We start from the raw sequence: 16,318 nt of genomic DNA on the forward strand, positions 1-16,318 counted from the left end.
AACCTGGGTCAGACGTTCTGCTTCCAGAGGTTGATGTCCGACTCCACCGCGAATTCGTCGATGGCGGTCAGTTCCTCGTCAGAGAAGCTGAGGTTGTTGATGGCGGACAGGCTGTCCTCCAGCTGCCGGACACTTGAGGCACCGATCAACGCGGATGTCACGGGCGAACCCTTCGGCTGGTCACGCAGGATCCAGGCGATGGCCATTTGGGCCAGTGTCTGTCCGCGGCCTTCTGCGATCTTCCGCAGGCCGCGGACCCGATCCAGTTTCTCCTCGGTGATGGACTCTTCGGAGAGGAAACGGGCCTTTGCTGCGCGCGAGTCGGCGGGAATGCCGTGGAGGTAGCGGTCCGTGAGCATCCCCTGCGCCAAGGGCGAGAAGGCGATGGAGCCGGCGCCCACCTGGTCCAGCACCTCGTACAGGTTGGGTGCTCCGTCCTCGGTCCAGCGGTTGAGCATGGAGTAGCTGGGCTGGTGGATCAGCAGCGGCGTGCCGAGTTCCTTGAGGATGCGGGCCGCCTCAAGGGTCTGCTCCGGGGTGTAGGAGGAGATGCCCGCATAGAGCGCCTTGCCCGAGCGGACGGCATAGTCCAGGGCACCCATGGTTTCCTCCATGGGCGTCTCGGGATCCGGGCGGTGGCTGTAGAAGATGTCCACGTAGTCAAGGCCCATGCGCTGCAGCGACTGGTCCAGGCTGGAGATCAGGTATTTGCGGGAGCCCCATTCACCGTAGGGGCCGGGCCACATGTAGTAGCCCGCCTTGGTGGAGATGACCAATTCGTCGCGGTACGGCTTGAAGTCATCCTTGAGATGGCGGCCGAAGTTGGTCTCGGCCGACCCGTCCGGCGGACCGTAGTTGTTGGCGAGGTCGAAGTGGTTTACCCCGAGGTCGAAGGCGCGCCGGAGGATGTCGCGCTGGTCCTCGAAGCGCTTGTCGTCCCCGAAGTTGTGCCACAGGCCCAAGGAGATGGCCGGGAGCTTGAGGCCGCTGCGGCCCACCCGGCGGTAGGGCATGGATTCGTAGCGGTTGTCCGCTGCAATATAAGTCATACGTTCCATCCTGCCAGTTGTGACCCGCGCTACACGGGAGGTTGTTAGCGCTCAGAAGAAAAGTTACGCCGGGAACCGCATGCCCCCGGCGTAACTCCTGATTCAGGACTTGAGGATCGCGGCACTCCACGGCGCAAGGGCAAGGGAGCCGCCGTCCAGCGCGTTGCCCTCATCGGTGGCCAGGAGGAGGTCGCCGGCCGCATCGTCCAGCCGGACCTTGGCGTCCGACAGGTTCACCAGCACCTCGACGGAACCGCGCCGGAAGCGCAGCCAGCCGGCGTCGTCGTCGAACGAAACCTCTGTCTCACCGAAGCCAAGGCCCGCCAGGTCCGGATGCTGGCGGCGCAGGGCCGTCAGCGACCGGTACAGCTCCAGCAGCCGCGCATGGTCACCCGTGGAAGCCTCGGACCAGTCCAGCTTGGACCTGCGGAAGGTTTCCGGGTCCTGCGGGTCAGGAACGACGGCGGGATCCCATCCCATGCGCTCGAATTCCTTGATGCGCCCTTCCGCGGTGGCCTTTCCGAGCTCCGGTTCCGGGTGCGAGGTAAAGAACTGCCACGGCGTGGAGGCCCCGAATTCCTCGCCCATGAACAGCATGGGCGAGAACGGTGAGGTCAGCGTGAGCACCGCCGCTACGGCAAGCTGCCCGTAGGACAATGACTGCGAAAGCCTGTCGCCCGTGGCCCGGTTGCCGATCTGGTCGTGGTTCTGGTTGCAGACCACCAGCGCCGCCGGGTGCACCAGCGAGGCGTTGATGGGCCGGCCGTGGTGGCGGCCGCGGAAGCTGGAGTAGCTGCCATCATGCAGGAAGCCGTCCTTCAGCACCTTGGCGAGCACAGCCAGTGACTCGAAATCCGAGTAGTAGCCGGTGGTTTCGCCGCTGACGCTGACGTGCACCGCATGGTGGAAGTCGTCGCTCCACTGCCCGGCCAGTCCGTACCCGTTGACGTCGCGGGGGTAGATCAGGCGCGGGTTGTTCAGGTCGGATTCCGCGATGAGGGTCTTGGGCAGTCCGGTCTCAGCGGAGATGGCATCGCCCAGGGCCCCCAGGTCCTCGAGGATGTGTACGGCACGCTCATCGCGCAGCGCGTGCACGGCATCGAGCCGGAGCCCGTCCACGTGGTAATCGCGCAGCCACAGGGCCGCGTTGTCCAGGATGTATTCCCGGACCACATCGGAGCCGGGTCCGTCCAGGTTCACCGAGTCACCCCAGGTGTTGGCGTCGCCCTTTTTCAGGTACGGGCCGAACTTGGGGAGGTAGTTGCCGCTGGGCCCCAGGTGGTTGTACACCACGTCCTGGATGACGCCGAGACCTGCCCCGTGGGCGGCGTCGACGAACCGCTGGTACGCAGCAGGCCCGCCGTAGCCTTCATGCACGGTGTACCACTGGACGCCGTCATAGCCCCAGTTGTGGGTCCCGTTGAATCCGTTGACCGGCAGCAGTTCGATGAAGTCGATGCCCAGGTCCACCAGGTAGCCCAGCTTCTCCACCGCGGCATCGAGGGTTCCTTCGGACGTGAAGGTGCCCACGTGGAGTTCGTAGATGACGGCTCCCTGCAGGTCCTTGCCGCGCCAGCCGGAATCCTGCCAGGCGTAGACGGCGGGATCGTAGGTGCGGGAGTGCTCGTGGACGCCGGCGGGCAGCCGCCGGGACCGCGGATCCGGAACAGGGGTGGTGTCCCCGTCCAGCAGGTAGCCGTAGTCCACGTCCCCGTCCGCCGGGGCGTCGGGCGCCGTCCACCATCCTTCGGAGCCGGGCGCCGTTTCCTTCTGCTGCATGGGGTACTGCCGGCCGTCAGCCACCAGTACCACCGACGAAACGTCCGGCGCCCACACATCGAAGCGTTCGGGTCCAACGTTGACCAGGGTCATGCTTTTTCTCCATCCACAGGTGCCAGCAGGGCCACGGGATAGGTACCCAGGACCTCCGCGACCGAAACCTGGCCGGGTCCGTAGCTGGCTCCCGTGAGTTCGTCGCGCATGGCAGTGGAGAGGTCGACGGCGGTGTCCCGCCACCCGCCGCTGGCTTCCAGTCCGGCGGGGAGCCGAGTGGCCAGCGTGAGGGCACCGGAGGAGGCGTCGGTCCCGCGGCTGAACGCGAGCAGGTGCCCGGCCGCTGCGCCGGTGGCGCCCACCGGCACATATCCCTGGAACAGCTCAGGACGGTCCCGGCGCAGGCGCAGTGCCCGTGAGGTGACCAGAAGCTTGCTGGCCTCGGTGCCTGCGTCCGGCAACTCGCCGGCGTCGAGCTTTGCCAGCTCCTCCTGCCGGGCACCAAAGTCCACGGGCCGGCGGTTGTCCGGGTCCGTAAGCGAACGTTCCCAGAACTCGCTGCCCTGGTAGACGTCGGGCACGCCGGGCATGGTCAGCTGGACCAGCTTGGCGGAGACCGAGTTGGCCGCAGAGAAGGCGTCGATCCGGGCCACGAAGTCCGTGACCACCTTGGCGACCGTGGCGTCGTCGAAGACTGCATCGACGGCGGCCTTCACCTTGGATTCAAACTCCTCGTTGGGGTCGGTCCACTTGGTGGAGTTGCCGGCCTCCCGCGCCGCCTTTTCCGCGTAGCCCTGCAGCCGTTCCCGGCTTGCCGGCCACGCGCCGACGATCGCCTGCCACAGCAGGTTCTCGTACGGTCCGTCCGGGATCGGCGCCAGCTTACGAAGCTCCGCCAGCGTTTCCGCCCACTCCTCCGGCAGCTCGGCGATAACCGAGATCCGGGCCCTGGCGTCCTCGCTGCGTTTGGTGTCGTGCGTGGACAGCGTGGTCATCGACAGCGGCAACTCCTGCTGGCGGCGCTGCATCCGCTGGTGGAATTCCTCCGGAGACACGGCGAACTCGGTGGGTTCAGCACCCACTTCGGTCAGCGTGCCCAGCCGGGTGTAGCGGTAGAACGCGGTGTCCTCCACGCCCTTGGCCATGACCATGCCGGAGGTCTGCTGGAACCGGATGGCGATGGCGTTGGCGGGATCCAGCAGCAGCGGGAGAAGGGTCCCCACTGCCACTTCCAGGTCCGGCCGGTGCGCGGCGGCTGATTCGCACGCCTCCTTGAGGACATCGGCGCCCACGGGCAGGTAGGACCGGTACACCGGGAAGGACGCAATAATCTCCGCGATGGCATCCGCTGCCTGGTCCACGCTGAGCCCGTGGGACTCGGGAACCAGCCGCGCCAGCCGCAGCACCTCGGAGCGCAGGATGCCGTCGGCGATCATGCGCTTGGTACCGCGGATCATCTCGGCGTAGTCGGCTGGCTCGGAGGTACCCCGGAGGGAAGCGTCCAGCGCATCCAGCCCTGGCTGCCCGGCCGGGTCAACGAAGACCCGGTCCACGTCAGCCAGCGCGTCGTATCCGGTGGTCCCTTCGCAGGCAAAGTCCTGCGGCAACTCCTCGCCCGGCTCCAGGATCTTTTCCACTAGGACGTACGCGCCCCCGCTGAGGTCCTTGAGCCAGCGGAGGTAGCCGGCGGGATCGGCAAGCCCGTCCGGGTGGTCCACACGGAGCCCGTCCACCAGGCCCTCGGTGAACCAGCGGCCCACCTCGGCATGCGCCTTTTCGAAGACGGAGGGAACCTCCACCCGGATGCCGGCCAGCGTGGTGACCGCGAAGAAGCGGCGGTAGTTCAGCTCGGCGTCGGCGCGGCGCCAGTCCATCAGCTGGTAGTGCTGGCGGCTGTGCACGTCCTGCGGGGAGTCACCTTCGCTGTACGTGCCCTCGGCCAGCGGGAACCGGTGGTCGTAGTAGCGGAGCTCGCCGTCCTTGACCTCCAGCTTGTCCAGGTCGTCGTCCGAGCCCAGCATGGGGAGCCGGACCTTGCCGCCGCCCAGGTCCCAGTCGACGTCGAACGCTTCGGCGTAGGGCGACTCGCGGCCCTCCTTGAGCAGGGACCACCACCAGGGGTTCTGCGCGGGAGTGGCCACGCCCACGTGGTTGGGAACGATGTCCACCAGGACGCCCATGCCGTGTTCGCGGGCGGCCTTGGACAGGGCCAGCAGGCCTTCCGGGCCGCCGCGGTCCGGGTCCACTGCGGAAGGATCGGTCACGTCGTAGCCGTGGTCCGAGCCCTTTTCCGCGGTGAGGATGGGCGACAGGTACACCCAGTCGACGCCGAGGTCCTTCAGGTACGGGACCTTTTCGGCGGCGTCGAACAGGGTAAAGCTGCTGCGGATCTGGAAGCGGTAAGTGGAGACCGGGGTCCTCATGCCTTGGCTTCCTCGTCGGCGCCCGTTGCCCTTGCCTCGCTTGCTTCCGCGGCTTTGGTCTGGGCTTCCACCATTTCCTCCTGTGCTTCCTCCTGCTCGGCCATCGAGGCAAGGGACGCGGCTGCGGAGTAGTCGACCTCTTCCTCCGGGCCCGAGTAGGCGCGCAGCACCACCATCGACTTGGCCTGCAGCTTCAGCGTGGCACCGGCCTTGAGGGGTTCATAGTCGTCGGCCTGGGCGGCGGTGTCGAACTGCACCTCCCAGTACTGCGAGTACTCCTCAGCGGGAAGGCAGAAGTCCACTTCGTCATCGTGGGCGTTGAAGGCCATGATAAAGCTGTCATCGGTGATCCTGCGGCCGCGGGAATCCTTTTCCTGGATGCCGTCGCCGTTGTAGAAAACGCCGATGGTGCGGCCAAAGCCACTCCCCCAGTCCTCGGGCAGCATTTCGGTACCGTCGGTCTTCAGCCAGACGATGTCCGGCAGCTTTTCGCCCTCACCACGGCGGACCGGGCGGCCGTCGAAGAAGCGGCTGCGGCGGAAGGTGGGGTGGTCGTGGCGGAGCTTGTTGACGAAGGCGGTGAACTCCACCAGGGGCTGGTCCATGGCTTCCCAATGGATCCAGCTGAGCTCGGAGTCCTGGCAGTAGGTGTTGTTGTTGCCCTGCTGCGTGCGGCCGAGTTCGTCGCCGTGCAGCAGCATGGGGACGCCCTGGGAGAGCAGCAGCGTGCCAATGAAGTTCCGCTGCTGACGGGCGCGCAGGGACAGAACGGTTTCATCATCCGTGTCGCCTTCCACGCCGCAGTTCCAGGAGCGGTTGTGCGATTCGCCGTCGTTGTTGCCTTCGCCGTTGGCCTCGTTGTGCTTCTCGTTGTAGGACACCAGGTCCCGCATGGTGAAGCCGTCGTGGGCGGTGACGAAGTTGATCGACGCCACGGGGCGGCGGGCCGAGCTTTCGTAGAGATCGGCGGAGCCGGTCAGACGGGATGCGAACTCGCCCAAGGTGGAGGGCTCGCCGCGCCAGAAGTCGCGGACGGTGTCGCGGAACTTGCCGTTCCATTCCGTCCACTGCGGCGGGAAGTTGCCCACCTGGTAGCCGCCGGGACCGACGTCCCACGGCTCGGCGATCAGCTTGACCTGGGAAACTACCGGATCCTGCTGAATGAGTTCGAAGAAGGTGGAGAGCTTGTCCACGTCGTAGAACTCACGGGCCAGGGTGGAGGCGAGGTCGAAGCGGAAGCCGTCCACGTGCATTTCGGTGACCCAGTAGCGCAGGGAATCCATGAGCAGCTGCAGGGAGTGCGGGTGGCGGACGTTCAGCGAGTTGCCGGTGCCGGTGTAGTCCATGTAGTGCTTGCAGTCGTTGTCCACCAGGCGGTAGTAGGCCTGGTTGTCGATGCCCTTGAAGGACAGCGTGGGGCCCAGGTGGTTGCCCTCGGCTGTGTGGTTGTAGACGACGTCGAGGATCACTTCGATGCCGGCACGGTGCAGGTCGCGGACCATGGCCTTGAATTCCTGGACCTGGTGTCCCACGTCGCCCGTTGCGCTGTAGGTGTTCTGCGGCGCGAAGAAGCCGATGGTGTTGTAGCCCCAGTAGTTGTTGAGGCCCTTCTCCACCAGGGTGCCGTCGTTGACGAACTGGTGGACAGGCATGAGCTCGATGGCGGTGACGCCGAGCTTCTTCATATGCTCGATCACGGCGGGGTGCGCAACACCTGCGTAAGTTCCGCGCTGCTCTTCGGGGATCTCCGGGTGCAGTTCGGTGAGGCCCTTGACGTGTGCTTCGTAGATGACCGACTGGTGGTACGGAATCTTCAGCTGGCGGTCGCCGTCCCACTCGAAGAACGGGTTGATGACAACACCGTGCATTGTGTGGGGAGCGGAATCGGCGTCGTTGCGGGAGTCGGGGTCGCCGAACTCGTAGGAGAAGAGCGCGGGATCCCAGTCGATCTGCCCCTGGATGGCCTTGGCATAGGGGTCCATCAGCAGCTTGTTGGGGTTGAAGCGGTTGCCACTTTCGGGATCGTACGGCCCGTGCACGCGGTAGCCGTACTTCTGGCCGGGCTGGATGTGGGGCAGGTAGCAGTGCCACACGTAGCCGTCCACTTCGGTCAGCTCAATCCGGGTTTCAGTCAGGTCATCGGCCAGGAGGCAGAGTTCGACCCGCTCGGCCCGTTCGCTGAACAAGGCAAAGTTAGTGCCGGTGCCGTCAAAGGTAGCTCCCAGCGGGTAGGCATTTCCAGGCCAGACTTCCATCGTGCTCCTCATTTATTGGTCAGCAGCAGAGGACATCAGGGCGCCCCTACTGCTGGTGCGAACTAATGCCTACCGTAGTGGTTGGCTGTGACTATTACGTTTCCAAGCTTCATGTTTACTAAGCATGCTGACTTTACCCCAAATTTCGGGTAGGGCATCCGCAACGCGGCCTGCGGTGATCGGCCCGCCGGACACAGCTTCCGACGCCGCCCTCCCCGCCTGGCCGTGCAGGGCAGCGCCAAGTGCGGCGATGGCGGCCCACCGCCCGTCCGGTTCCACGCCCAGCTTCCGGAAGCGGCCGACGTCGGACCCCGCCTGGGCCAGCAGCGCACCAATGACGCCGGCCAGCACGTCCCCGCTGCCGGCAGTGGCGAGCCACGGCGTCCCGTCCGCCTGGCTGTAAGTAGCGCCCCAAGGGGCGGCGACAAGAGTCGTGGCGCCCTTGAGCAGGACGGTGGCGCCAGTGCGGTCAGCCGCATGGCGGACCGCAGTGAGCGTCCCTGCTTCCACCGCTTCCCGGTCCTCCCCGCGGCCCAGCCGCTGGAACAGCGACGCAAGCTCACCGGCGTGCGGTGTCAGCACCACGTGCGGGGCCAGGATTGCGGGCAGTGCAGGCAGCGCGCCGGCGTCGGCCACGACCGGAAGGTCCGACGCAATGGCGTCCCGGGCACGGGTCAGCTGTTCATGGTCATGCGGCCCCATGCCGGAGCCCACCAACCAGGCCTGGACCCGGTTTTCGGCAACGGTCCCGGTGCTGCAGACAACCTCGGGGCAGGATTGGCGGACCAGGTCGGCCACCGACGGCGGGCCCAGGTACCGGACCATGCCCACCCCTGCCGCCAGGGCACCGCGACAGGCAAGCACTGCGGCGCCCGGGAAGTCCTCGGACCCGGCCACCACACCCAGCACGCCGCGGGAGTACTTCTGGGCGCGCCGGGCCGGGTGCGGCAGGAGGCGTGCCAGGTCGGGGCCCTCGAGGCGGCGCAGGGCAGGACGGGGCAGGTGCTCCTCGATCCCAATCGGTACCACCCGGACGCGGCCGGCATAGTCTGCGCCGGGATCGGCCAGCAACCCTGACTTTGCCCCGCCGAACGTCACGGTCAGATCAGCCGGCAGGACCGGGCCGGCAGCCTCGCCGGTATCGGCGTCCACTCCGCTGGGAAGGTCGCAGGCCACCACAAGGCCGTGGCGGTCTGCGTCCGTGATGGCCTCCACCAGGTCCGCGGCACTCCCCCGCAGCCCGCCCCGGGCGCCGGTCCCCAGGACGGCATCAATCACGACGTCGGCCGCGGAGGCTTCGTTGGCCAGTCCCGGCAGTGCCGCTTCGGTGAGCCGGTGCACCCTGCCGCCGGAACGCTCAAACGCCCCGAGGCCGGCCGGGTGGGCGGCATCCCCGGTGAGTACCGCCGTCGTACGCATCCCCCGGGCCGCGAGGAAAGCGGCCGCATAAAGGCCGTCACCGCCGTTGTTCCCTTTGCCCGCCAGCACCACAACGCGGGCACCGTTCAGGCGGGTGCCGCGGTCCCTGAGTTCATGGACGACGGCGTTGGCCAGCCCATGCGCGGCGCGCTGCATGAGCATGTCCCCCAGTCCGGCGGCCAGGAGGGGTTCCTCCGCTTCGCGGACCTGCGTTCCGGTATAGGCGCTGATCATGGCGGCCGCCCGGCTCAGCCCTCGGCCAGGACCGTGGCCGTGGCGATGCCGCCGTCGTGGCTAATGGACAGGTGCCAGCGCTTCACGCCCTTGGCCTCGGCTACCGCCAGGACCGTCCCTTTCACCTGGACGGTAGGGCCGTTCTGGTCGAGGCCGATCCAGCAGTCCTGCCAGTTCATGCCGGCAGGGGCGCCCAGCACCTTTGCTACGGCTTCCTTCGCGGCGAACCGGGCAGCCAGGGAGCGGGTGTTCAGCTCCCGTTCCGCAGGTACAAACAGGCGGTCCTTCAAACCCGGCGTCCGTTCCAGCTGGCGGCCGAACCGCTCGATGTCTACTACGTCTACCCCGATGCCAACGATCATGCGGTTCATTCTACGGTCGCACCCCTCCGCGGGGAGCCGGTCCACGCCGCTGGCCCCGGCTGTCCGCCATCAGCGGAAAAACGTGACTTTCGGGCTGGCCGCGCGGAGCGCACCCTGACATCCGGGGGCCTTCAGTGGCCGGAGCGGGCCAAAAGTTACACACACCCCCTCGATATTAAGTTTCTCCAGTCGCTGGAGATAATGGCCTATGGACAACTCAAGAGGCTCCCAGCCGCCACGGAGGAGAAGACCTTGGCGAAGGATTTTCAAAGGAGTCCTGATCGCATTCGCCGTCATCGCTGCTCCGCTTCTTCTGTTTCAGGCGTCGTACGTATTGGGAACGGCCCGGATGGTGTCCCTCGCCGACAGGCTTCACCCGTTGGCCGAGTGGGAACCGGATGGTGAAAACGTGAGCGGCGGCGTCTTCTGCGTCCCTGTCGCTGTGCCCTGCGACAGCATGTGGCGCCAGTACAGGACGCAGCAGCCGCCCGCGCCCGCCGATATCCGCCAACTAACCGTGGCGGCGGGGCTGGACGGGAAAGTGAACGGGGACTGTGAAACGTCTCCCCTTCCTGCGAATGTCACCGGAATGTACACAGCATGCAGCGCAGCCGGAGTGTTGGACGGCTACGACGTTGAGGTTCGGGTGCTGAAGTTGGCAGAGAACGACCCGGAACGGATCATCCAGTTCCGGCTAAGCAGCATCAAAAACCGCTAGGCAAAACAGAAACCCCGGGCCGTGGGGCCCGGGGCTTCAGCTGTCCTGCGCTATTCCGCTTATTCGACGGTGACGCTCTTGGCGAGGTTGCGGGGCTGGTCCACGTCGTAGCCCTTGGCTGCGGCGAGTTCCGCGGCGAAGATCTGCAGCGGGACGGTGGTCAGCAGGGGCATGAGCAGGGTGGGGGTTTCGGGGACGTAGAAGACGTGCTCGGCGTAGGCCTTCACGGCCTGGTCGCCTTCCTCCGCGATGACCAGCGTCCGGGCGCCGCGGGCGCGGACTTCCTGGATGTTGGAGATCACCTTGGCATGCAGTGATTCGCGCCCGCGCGGGGACGGGACCACCACGAACACCGGCTGGCCTTCGTCGATCAGGGCGATGGGGCCGTGCTTAAGCTCACCGGCGGCAAAGCCCTCGGCGTGGATGTACGCTATCTCCTTGAGCTTCAGCGCACCTTCCAGGGCCACGGGGTAGCCCACGTGCCGGCCCAGGAACAGCACGGACTTCTCGTTCGCCATGGACCGGGCCAGTTCGCGCAGGGGTCCGGCGTTGTCCAGGATGGTTTGGATCTTGGCGGGGATCTTGTTCAGGTCCGCCAGGACGTCCTTGATCTGGCCCGAGAAGATGTTCCCGCGCAGCTGTGCCAGGTACAGACCCAGCAGGTACGCGGCGGTGATCTGGGCCAGGAACGCCTTGGTGGAGGCCACCGCAATTTCCGGGCCGGCGTGCGTGTACAGCACGGCATCGGACTCGCGCGGGATGGTGGAGCCGTTGGTGTTGCAGATCGAGATGGTCTTCGCACCCTGCTCGCGGGCGTACCGGACGGCCATCAGGGTGTCCATGGTCTCACCGGACTGGGAGATGGACACCACCAGGGTGTTCTCGTCCAGGATCGGGTCCCGGTAGCGGAACTCGTGCGCCAACTCCACCTCCGTGGGGATCCGGCACCAGTTCTCGATGGCGTACTTGGCCACCGTACCGGCATAGGCGGCGGTGCCGCAGGCCAGCACGATGATCTTGTTGACCTGCTTCAGCAGTTCAGGATCGATCCGCAGCTCGTCCAGGGTCAGCTTGCCCTCCAGGTCAGACCGGCCCAGCAGGGTCTGCGCCACGGCGTCGGGCTGGTCGTGGATTTCCTTCTCCATAAACGAGGAGAAACCACCCTTCTCCGCCGAGGCCGGGTCCCAGTCCACGTGGTATTCCTTGCCCTGGGCCGGGTTGCCGAAGAAATCGGTGATCACCACACTGTCGGCGGTGATGGTCACGATCTGGTCCTGGCCCAGCTCCACCGCACGGCGGGTGTAATCGATGAACCCGGACACGTCCGAGCCCAGGAAGTTCTCCCCCTCACCCAGACCCACCACCAGCGGCGAGTTGCGGCGGGCGGCCACCACGACGTCGGGCTGGTCCGCGTGCACGGCCAAAAGAGTGAAGGCGCCCTCGAGGCGCTGGCAGGCCAGCTCCATCGCCCGGGTCAGCCCACCATTTGCAGGGTCCCCGCCCAACTGGTTCCGAAGGATATCCGCCAGCAGCGCAGCAGCGACCTCGGTGTCCGTCTCGGACAGGAACTCCACACCCTTCTCCAGCAGCTCCAGCTTGAGCTCGGCGAAGTTTTCGATGATGCCGTTGTGGATCACGGCAAGCTTGCCGCCGTCAGCCAGGTGCGGGTGCGCGTTACGGTCCGTCGGGCCGCCGTGCGTCGCCCAGCGGGTGTGCCCGATCCCGGTCAGGGTCTCCGGCAGCGGCCGGGCCTCCAGCTCACCAAGCAGGTTGCTCAGCTTCCCGGACTTCTTACGGGACTCGATGTTCCCCTGGGACACCACAGCCACACCAGCAGAGTCATAACCGCGGTACTCCAGGCGGCGCAGTCCCTCAAGGACAACGTCCAACGCACTGTGACCATTAATTGCACCGTCAGTCGAACGGCCTACATACCCCACGATTCCACACATAGGCTCAAGACTATCGGCAGCGTGCCTGTTGCTCTAAACCGGCAGGCTGCCGATAGTAAGCGTCCGTGATGTACGCCGCGCTGAGCAGGGGCGTCATTTCGCGATGGGCCGGGCGCGGGGCAGAATCTTTAGGTGACTTCGCAACGCAACGACGCGAACGGGGAGGGTGCCTCGCCGTTCGTGGAGCTGGACCGGCAAACCTGGTCCCGCCTCGCCGCCCAGATGGAACAGCCCCTTAATGAAGAGGACGTGCTGCGCCTTCGCGGGCTCGGCGATCCCCTGGACATCAACGAAGTCAGGGACGTCTACCTGCCGCTGTCCCGGCTCCTGCACCTGTATGTGGAGGCGGCAGGCCAGCTGCACGCAGCCACCACCACGTTCCTGGGTGAACAGACCCAGCGCACCCCGTTCGTCATCGGCGTGGCCGGTTCCGTGGCAGTCGGCAAGTCCACCATTGCCCGCGTGCTGCGGGAGATGCTGCGCCGCTGGCCCGGCACCCCGAACGTGGAGCTGATCACCACCGACGGCTTCCTCTACCCTCTGGCCGAGCTCAAGCGTCGGCAATTGCTGGACCGCAAGGGCTTCCCGGAGTCGTACGACCGCCGCGCGCTGCTGCGATTCGTGAGCGAGATCAAGGGCGGTGCCGAGGAAGTGCGCGCACCCTGGTACTCCCACGTCACGTACGACATCGTGCCCGGCAAGGAAGTGGTGGTTCGCCGCCCGGACGTCCTCATCGTGGAGGGCCTCAACGTGCTGGCCCCGGCCCGGCCCCGGCACGACGGCCGCCAGGGCCTGGCCCTGAGCGACTTCTTTGACTTCTCCATCTACGTGGACGCGAAGACCTCCTACATCGAGGAGTGGTACGTGGACCGGTTCCGGAAGCTGCGCAGCACGGCGTTCGCGCAGCCGGAGTCCTACTTCCACCGCTATGCCACCCTGTCCGACGAGGAAGCCGAGAGCACCGCGCGCGACATCTGGAAGCGGATCAACGAGCCCAACCTGGAGGAGAACGTGCTTCCCACACGGGGCCGCGCGCAGCTGGTACTGACCAAAGAGGCGGACCACTCCATCCGGCGCATGCTGCTCCGGAAGGTGTAGCACAGGTGTGCTACCAATGCGGCTCCCCTAGCCGGCGCAGCTTCTCCCGCTTCCTCGCAGCGGGGGCCGGGCTGACTGTCCTGGCAGCCTGCACACCGGAGGCACCCAAGGCGGTGGCGCCGTCGTCGTCCACTGCTTCCTCCGCCGCACCCTCCCCTTCAGCTGTCACAGCTTCGGCGGGCCCGACGCCGGGCGCCGCCACGGTGGGCCAGTCACCCGAGGTGCCGTCCCCCACGCCGTCGCCGTCGGCCACCTTGGCGCGGCAGTTTTCGCTCGATGATCCGGCCAGCCCGTGGGTGATCGTGAACAAGCACCGGCCGTTGAAGCCGGCGGACTATGTGCCGGCTGACCTGGTCCGGCCCGCCGTCGCGATTTCCGCCGTGGGTGAGGCCGCCCTGCTGAACAGCACGACGGCGGCGGCTGCCGAGGCGATGTTCGCAGCGGCCTCGCGGGACGGCGTGGCCATGGTCCTGGCCAGCGGCTACCGCTCGTACAACACGCAGGTGGCCACCTACAACGGGTACGTGGCGGCACGGGGACAGGCCGACGCCGACACCGCCAGCGCGCGGCCCGGCCACTCTGAGCACCAGACGGGGTGGGCGTTCGACATCGGCGACGGTGGCGGAGCGTGCAGCTTCGAGCCGTGCTTCGCTGACCAGCCTGCGGCTTCCTGGGCGAAGGCGAACGGGCACCGGTTCGGATTCGTAGTGCGGTATCCCTGGATGCTGCACCCCATCACGGGGTATTACTACGAGCCGTGGCACCTGCGGTACGTGGGAGTGGAGGCGGCCACAGACATGCTGAACCGCGGCATCGGCACGCTGGAGGAATACTTCGGCCTCGAAGCGGCGCCCGGGTATCTGTAAGGGCGTGCGTTAGGTTGGTGTCCATGCTTAATGGATTCAAAAACTTCATCATGAAGGGCAATGTGGTTGACCTTGCGGTCGCCGTGGTCATGGGTACTGCGTTCGGTGCGGTGGTGACGGCGCTGGTGAACAAGGTGCTGATGCCCTTTGTCTCCGGCCTGGTAGGGGCGCCCAATTTCGACAGCTTCGCGAGGGTGGAGCTGAACGGCAACGCCATCGAGTTCGGGGTGCTGCTGACTGCGGTGGTGAACTTCCTGCTGATTGCCGCGGCCATCTACTTTGTGGTGGTGATGCCGATGAACATCATGATCGAGCGCCGGAACCGCCGACTCGGGATCAACAAGGACGTGAAGAAGGACGCTGCCGAGGATCCACAGGTGGCGCTGCTGACCGAGATCCGGGATGCGCTGAAGGAACGTTCCCTGTAAGTCTTGTTGCAGCAAAGTGGCCCGTCTCCCTATGGGAGGCGGGCCACTCTTCTAGGTGTGCCTAGTTCGAGGCGAGCTCCAGCGCGAGTTCGCTCCGGACCACCTGGGCCAGGTGTTCGGCGATGGACTGGGCGGTCTCTTCGTCTGCGGCTTCCACCATCACGCGGACCACGGGCTCGGTCCCGGACGGGCGGAGCAGGACGCGGCCGGTTTCGCCGAGCGCAGCTTCCGCCGCCGCAACAGCCTGGGCCAGGACGTCGTTGCTGCGCACGCCGCTGCGGTCCACGCCCTTGACGTTGATGAGAACCTGCGGGAGCTTGGTCATCACGGTGGCCAGCTCCTTGAGCGGCTTTCCGGTGAGGGCCACCTGCGCGGCGAGCTGCAGGCCGGTAAGGAGGCCGTCGCCGGTGGTTGCGTGGTCGGAGAAGATGACGTGGCCGGACTGTTCGCCGCCCAGGTTGTAGCCGCCGTCGCGCATGCCTTCAAGGACGTAGCGGTCCCCCACCGCGGTTTCCACGATGGTGATGCCCGCCTCGCGGAGGGCGATCTTGAGGCCCAGGTTGCTCATGACGGTAACCACCAGGACGTCGTCCCTGAGCTTGCCGGACTTCTTGAGCGCTACCGCGAGGATCGCCATGATCTGGTCGCCGTCCACCTCGTTGCCTTCGTGGTCCACGGCAAGGCAGCGGTCCGCGTCGCCGTCATGGGCGATGCCCAGGTTGGCGCCGTACTTGACCACGGCTTCCTTGAGCGGGCCGAGGTGGGTGGAGCCGACACCGTCATTGATGTTCAGGCCGTCCGGATCTGCGCCGATGACGATGACATCCGCGCCGGCGTCCTTGAAAAGCTGGGGCGAGCAGCCGCTGGCGGCGCCGTTCGCGCAGTCCAGCACCACCGTAAGGCCATCGAGGCGGTGCGGGAGCGTGCGGAGCAGGTGGACGATGTAGCGGTCCTCGGCGTCGGAGAAGCGCTGGATGCGGCCCACGTCGGCGCCGGTGGGGCGGACGGCTTCCTTGCTCATCTGGGCTTCGATGGCGTCCTCCACCTCGTCCGGCAGCTTCTGGCCGCCGCGGGCGAAGAACTTGATGCCGTTGTCCGGTGCCGGGTTGTGGGAGGCGGAGATCATGACACCGAAGTCGGCATCCAGGTCTGCGACCAGGTAGGCAGCGGCGGGGGTGGGCAGGACACCCGCATCGTAGACGTCGATGCCTGAGCTGGAGAGGCCGGCTTCCACGGCGGCGGCGATGAATTCGCCGCTGGCTCGCGGGTCACGGGCCAGCACGGCGCGGGGCCTCGCACCGTTGGCAGCGCGGTCATGGCCGAGCACGACGGCGGCCGCCTGGGCCAACTGCAGGGCCAGTTCTGCTGTCAGCAGGCCGTTGGCCAGCCCCCGGACACCATCTGTTCCAAATAATCTAGACACCGGTCAAGTGTAGAGGATGGGGCTGCTGCAGTTTGAAACAGCTGGCCAGCGGCTTTAAGCGTGCTTCGTGTGTTCAGGGAGCGGAAATTTGAAACCTCTTCCAAGTCGCGCCTACTCGTTTTGATGTCAGGTGCCATCCTTTGCACAGGGAGCAGGGATAGACGTTGGCCTCTCGCCTCCGGTAGCCGCTCGAGCGTCGTATGGCTATGAGTGGCAGAACAGCGGCGTTCCGGCTCGCGTAGGTGACCTTAGTGCAAGAGGGCATAATGCGAAATCCAATTATGGGAAGTCGCATGGCTCATATCCACACTTGATCAG

Annotated in this window: 12 protein-coding genes; 4 read left to right on the forward strand and 8 right to left on the reverse strand. The window is 66.2% G+C overall.

The window, feature by feature from the left end; all coding sequences use genetic code 11:
- Nucleotides 1-8 precede the first annotated feature (8 nt).
- The 6 genes from mgrA to LFT49_RS14780 form a co-directional block, all read right to left on the reverse strand.
- Entirely contained in the window at nt 9-1,049 is a 1,041-nt protein-coding gene (gene mgrA, locus LFT49_RS14755) for an L-glyceraldehyde 3-phosphate reductase (RefSeq protein ID WP_237428619.1), read from the reverse strand.
- Nucleotides 1,050-1,151: 102 nt separating this feature from the next.
- Nucleotides 1,152-2,921, reverse strand: coding sequence for a malto-oligosyltrehalose trehalohydrolase (gene treZ, locus LFT49_RS14760; protein ID WP_237428620.1), 1,770 nt, complete (start codon nt 2,919-2,921; stop codon nt 1,152-1,154).
- Nucleotides 2,918-5,245 (reverse strand): malto-oligosyltrehalose synthase, encoded by a 2,328-nt coding sequence (gene treY, locus LFT49_RS14765; RefSeq protein WP_237428621.1) that lies wholly within the window; start codon nt 5,243-5,245, stop codon nt 2,918-2,920. Before treY ends, treZ begins: the two co-directional genes overlap by 4 nt.
- The gene (gene glgX, locus LFT49_RS14770) at nt 5,242-7,500 is read right to left on the reverse strand and encodes a glycogen debranching protein GlgX (protein ID WP_236820161.1); all 2,259 of its coding nucleotides are present in this window, start codon (nt 7,498-7,500) and stop codon (nt 5,242-5,244) included. Before glgX ends, treY begins: the two co-directional genes overlap by 4 nt.
- A 69-nt stretch (nt 7,501-7,569) precedes the next feature.
- A complete protein-coding gene (locus LFT49_RS14775; protein ID WP_237428622.1) occupies nt 7,570-9,153 on the reverse strand; it encodes an NAD(P)H-hydrate epimerase in 1,584 nt (527 codons plus the stop codon).
- Nucleotides 9,154-9,167: 14 nt separating this feature from the next.
- Nucleotides 9,168-9,515: a holo-ACP synthase gene (locus LFT49_RS14780; protein WP_236799068.1), complete on the reverse strand. Its 348-nt coding sequence runs from the start codon at nt 9,513-9,515 to the stop codon at nt 9,168-9,170.
- A gap of 349 nt (nt 9,516-9,864) precedes the next feature.
- Here LFT49_RS14780 and LFT49_RS14785 point away from each other — a divergent pair, with 349 nt between their 5' ends.
- A complete protein-coding gene (locus LFT49_RS14785) occupies nt 9,865-10,233 on the forward strand; it encodes a hypothetical protein (protein ID WP_237428623.1) in 369 nt (122 codons plus the stop codon).
- Between the two features lie 59 nt (nt 10,234-10,292).
- Here LFT49_RS14785 and glmS read toward each other — a convergent pair whose 3' ends face one another.
- Nucleotides 10,293-12,185, reverse strand: a complete 1,893-nt coding sequence (gene glmS, locus LFT49_RS14790) for a glutamine--fructose-6-phosphate transaminase (isomerizing) (protein ID WP_237428624.1) — start codon at nt 12,183-12,185, stop codon at nt 10,293-10,295.
- Between the two features lie 132 nt (nt 12,186-12,317).
- Here glmS and coaA point away from each other — a divergent pair, with 132 nt between their 5' ends.
- Genes coaA through mscL form a run of 3 tightly spaced genes read left to right on the forward strand, consistent with a single transcriptional unit; the run spans nt 12,318 to nt 14,577 of the window.
- Complete coding sequence (coaA, locus tag LFT49_RS14795; protein WP_236799071.1) at nt 12,318-13,283, forward strand: type I pantothenate kinase; 966 nt, start codon at nt 12,318-12,320, stop codon at nt 13,281-13,283.
- Nucleotides 13,284-13,288: 5 nt separating this feature from the next.
- Nucleotides 13,289-14,149, forward strand: coding sequence for a M15 family metallopeptidase (locus LFT49_RS14800; RefSeq protein ID WP_237428625.1), 861 nt, complete (start codon nt 13,289-13,291; stop codon nt 14,147-14,149).
- Nucleotides 14,150-14,172: 23 nt separating this feature from the next.
- Entirely contained in the window at nt 14,173-14,577 is a 405-nt protein-coding gene (gene mscL, locus LFT49_RS14805) for a large conductance mechanosensitive channel protein MscL (RefSeq protein WP_236799073.1), read from the forward strand.
- A gap of 61 nt (nt 14,578-14,638) precedes the next feature.
- Here mscL and glmM read toward each other — a convergent pair whose 3' ends face one another.
- Nucleotides 14,639-16,000, reverse strand: a complete 1,362-nt coding sequence (gene glmM / locus LFT49_RS14810; protein ID WP_236820166.1) for a phosphoglucosamine mutase — start codon at nt 15,998-16,000, stop codon at nt 14,639-14,641.
- Nucleotides 16,001-16,318: the final 318 nt, after the last annotated feature.

It is taken from the genome of Arthrobacter sp. FW306-06-A (assembly GCF_021870055.1).
Classification (GTDB): Bacteria; Actinomycetota; Actinomycetes; order Actinomycetales; family Micrococcaceae; genus Arthrobacter.

Bases quoted from the DNA above. Each gene is read 5' to 3' on its own strand.
- treY (WP_237428621.1), bottom strand. From the start codon at position 5,245: ATGAGGACCCCGGTCTCCACTTACCGCTTCCAGATCCGCAGCAGCTTT.
- mgrA (WP_237428619.1), bottom strand. From the start codon at position 1,049: ATGACTTATATTGCAGCGGACAACCGCTACGAATCCATGCCCTACCGC.
- treZ (WP_237428620.1), bottom strand. From the start codon at position 2,921: ATGACCCTGGTCAACGTTGGACCCGAACGCTTCGATGTGTGGGCGCCG.
- LFT49_RS14775 (WP_237428622.1), bottom strand. From the start codon at position 9,153: ATGATCAGCGCCTATACCGGAACGCAGGTCCGCGAAGCGGAGGAACCC.
- glgX (WP_236820161.1), bottom strand. From the start codon at position 7,500: ATGGAAGTCTGGCCTGGAAATGCCTACCCGCTGGGAGCTACCTTTGAC.
- mscL (WP_236799073.1), top strand. From the start codon at position 14,173: ATGCTTAATGGATTCAAAAACTTCATCATGAAGGGCAATGTGGTTGAC.
- LFT49_RS14785 (WP_237428623.1), top strand. From the start codon at position 9,865: ATGGTGTCCCTCGCCGACAGGCTTCACCCGTTGGCCGAGTGGGAACCG.
- glmS (WP_237428624.1), bottom strand. From the start codon at position 12,185: ATGTGTGGAATCGTGGGGTATGTAGGCCGTTCGACTGACGGTGCAATT.
- LFT49_RS14780 (WP_236799068.1), bottom strand. From the start codon at position 9,515: ATGATCGTTGGCATCGGGGTAGACGTAGTAGACATCGAGCGGTTCGGC.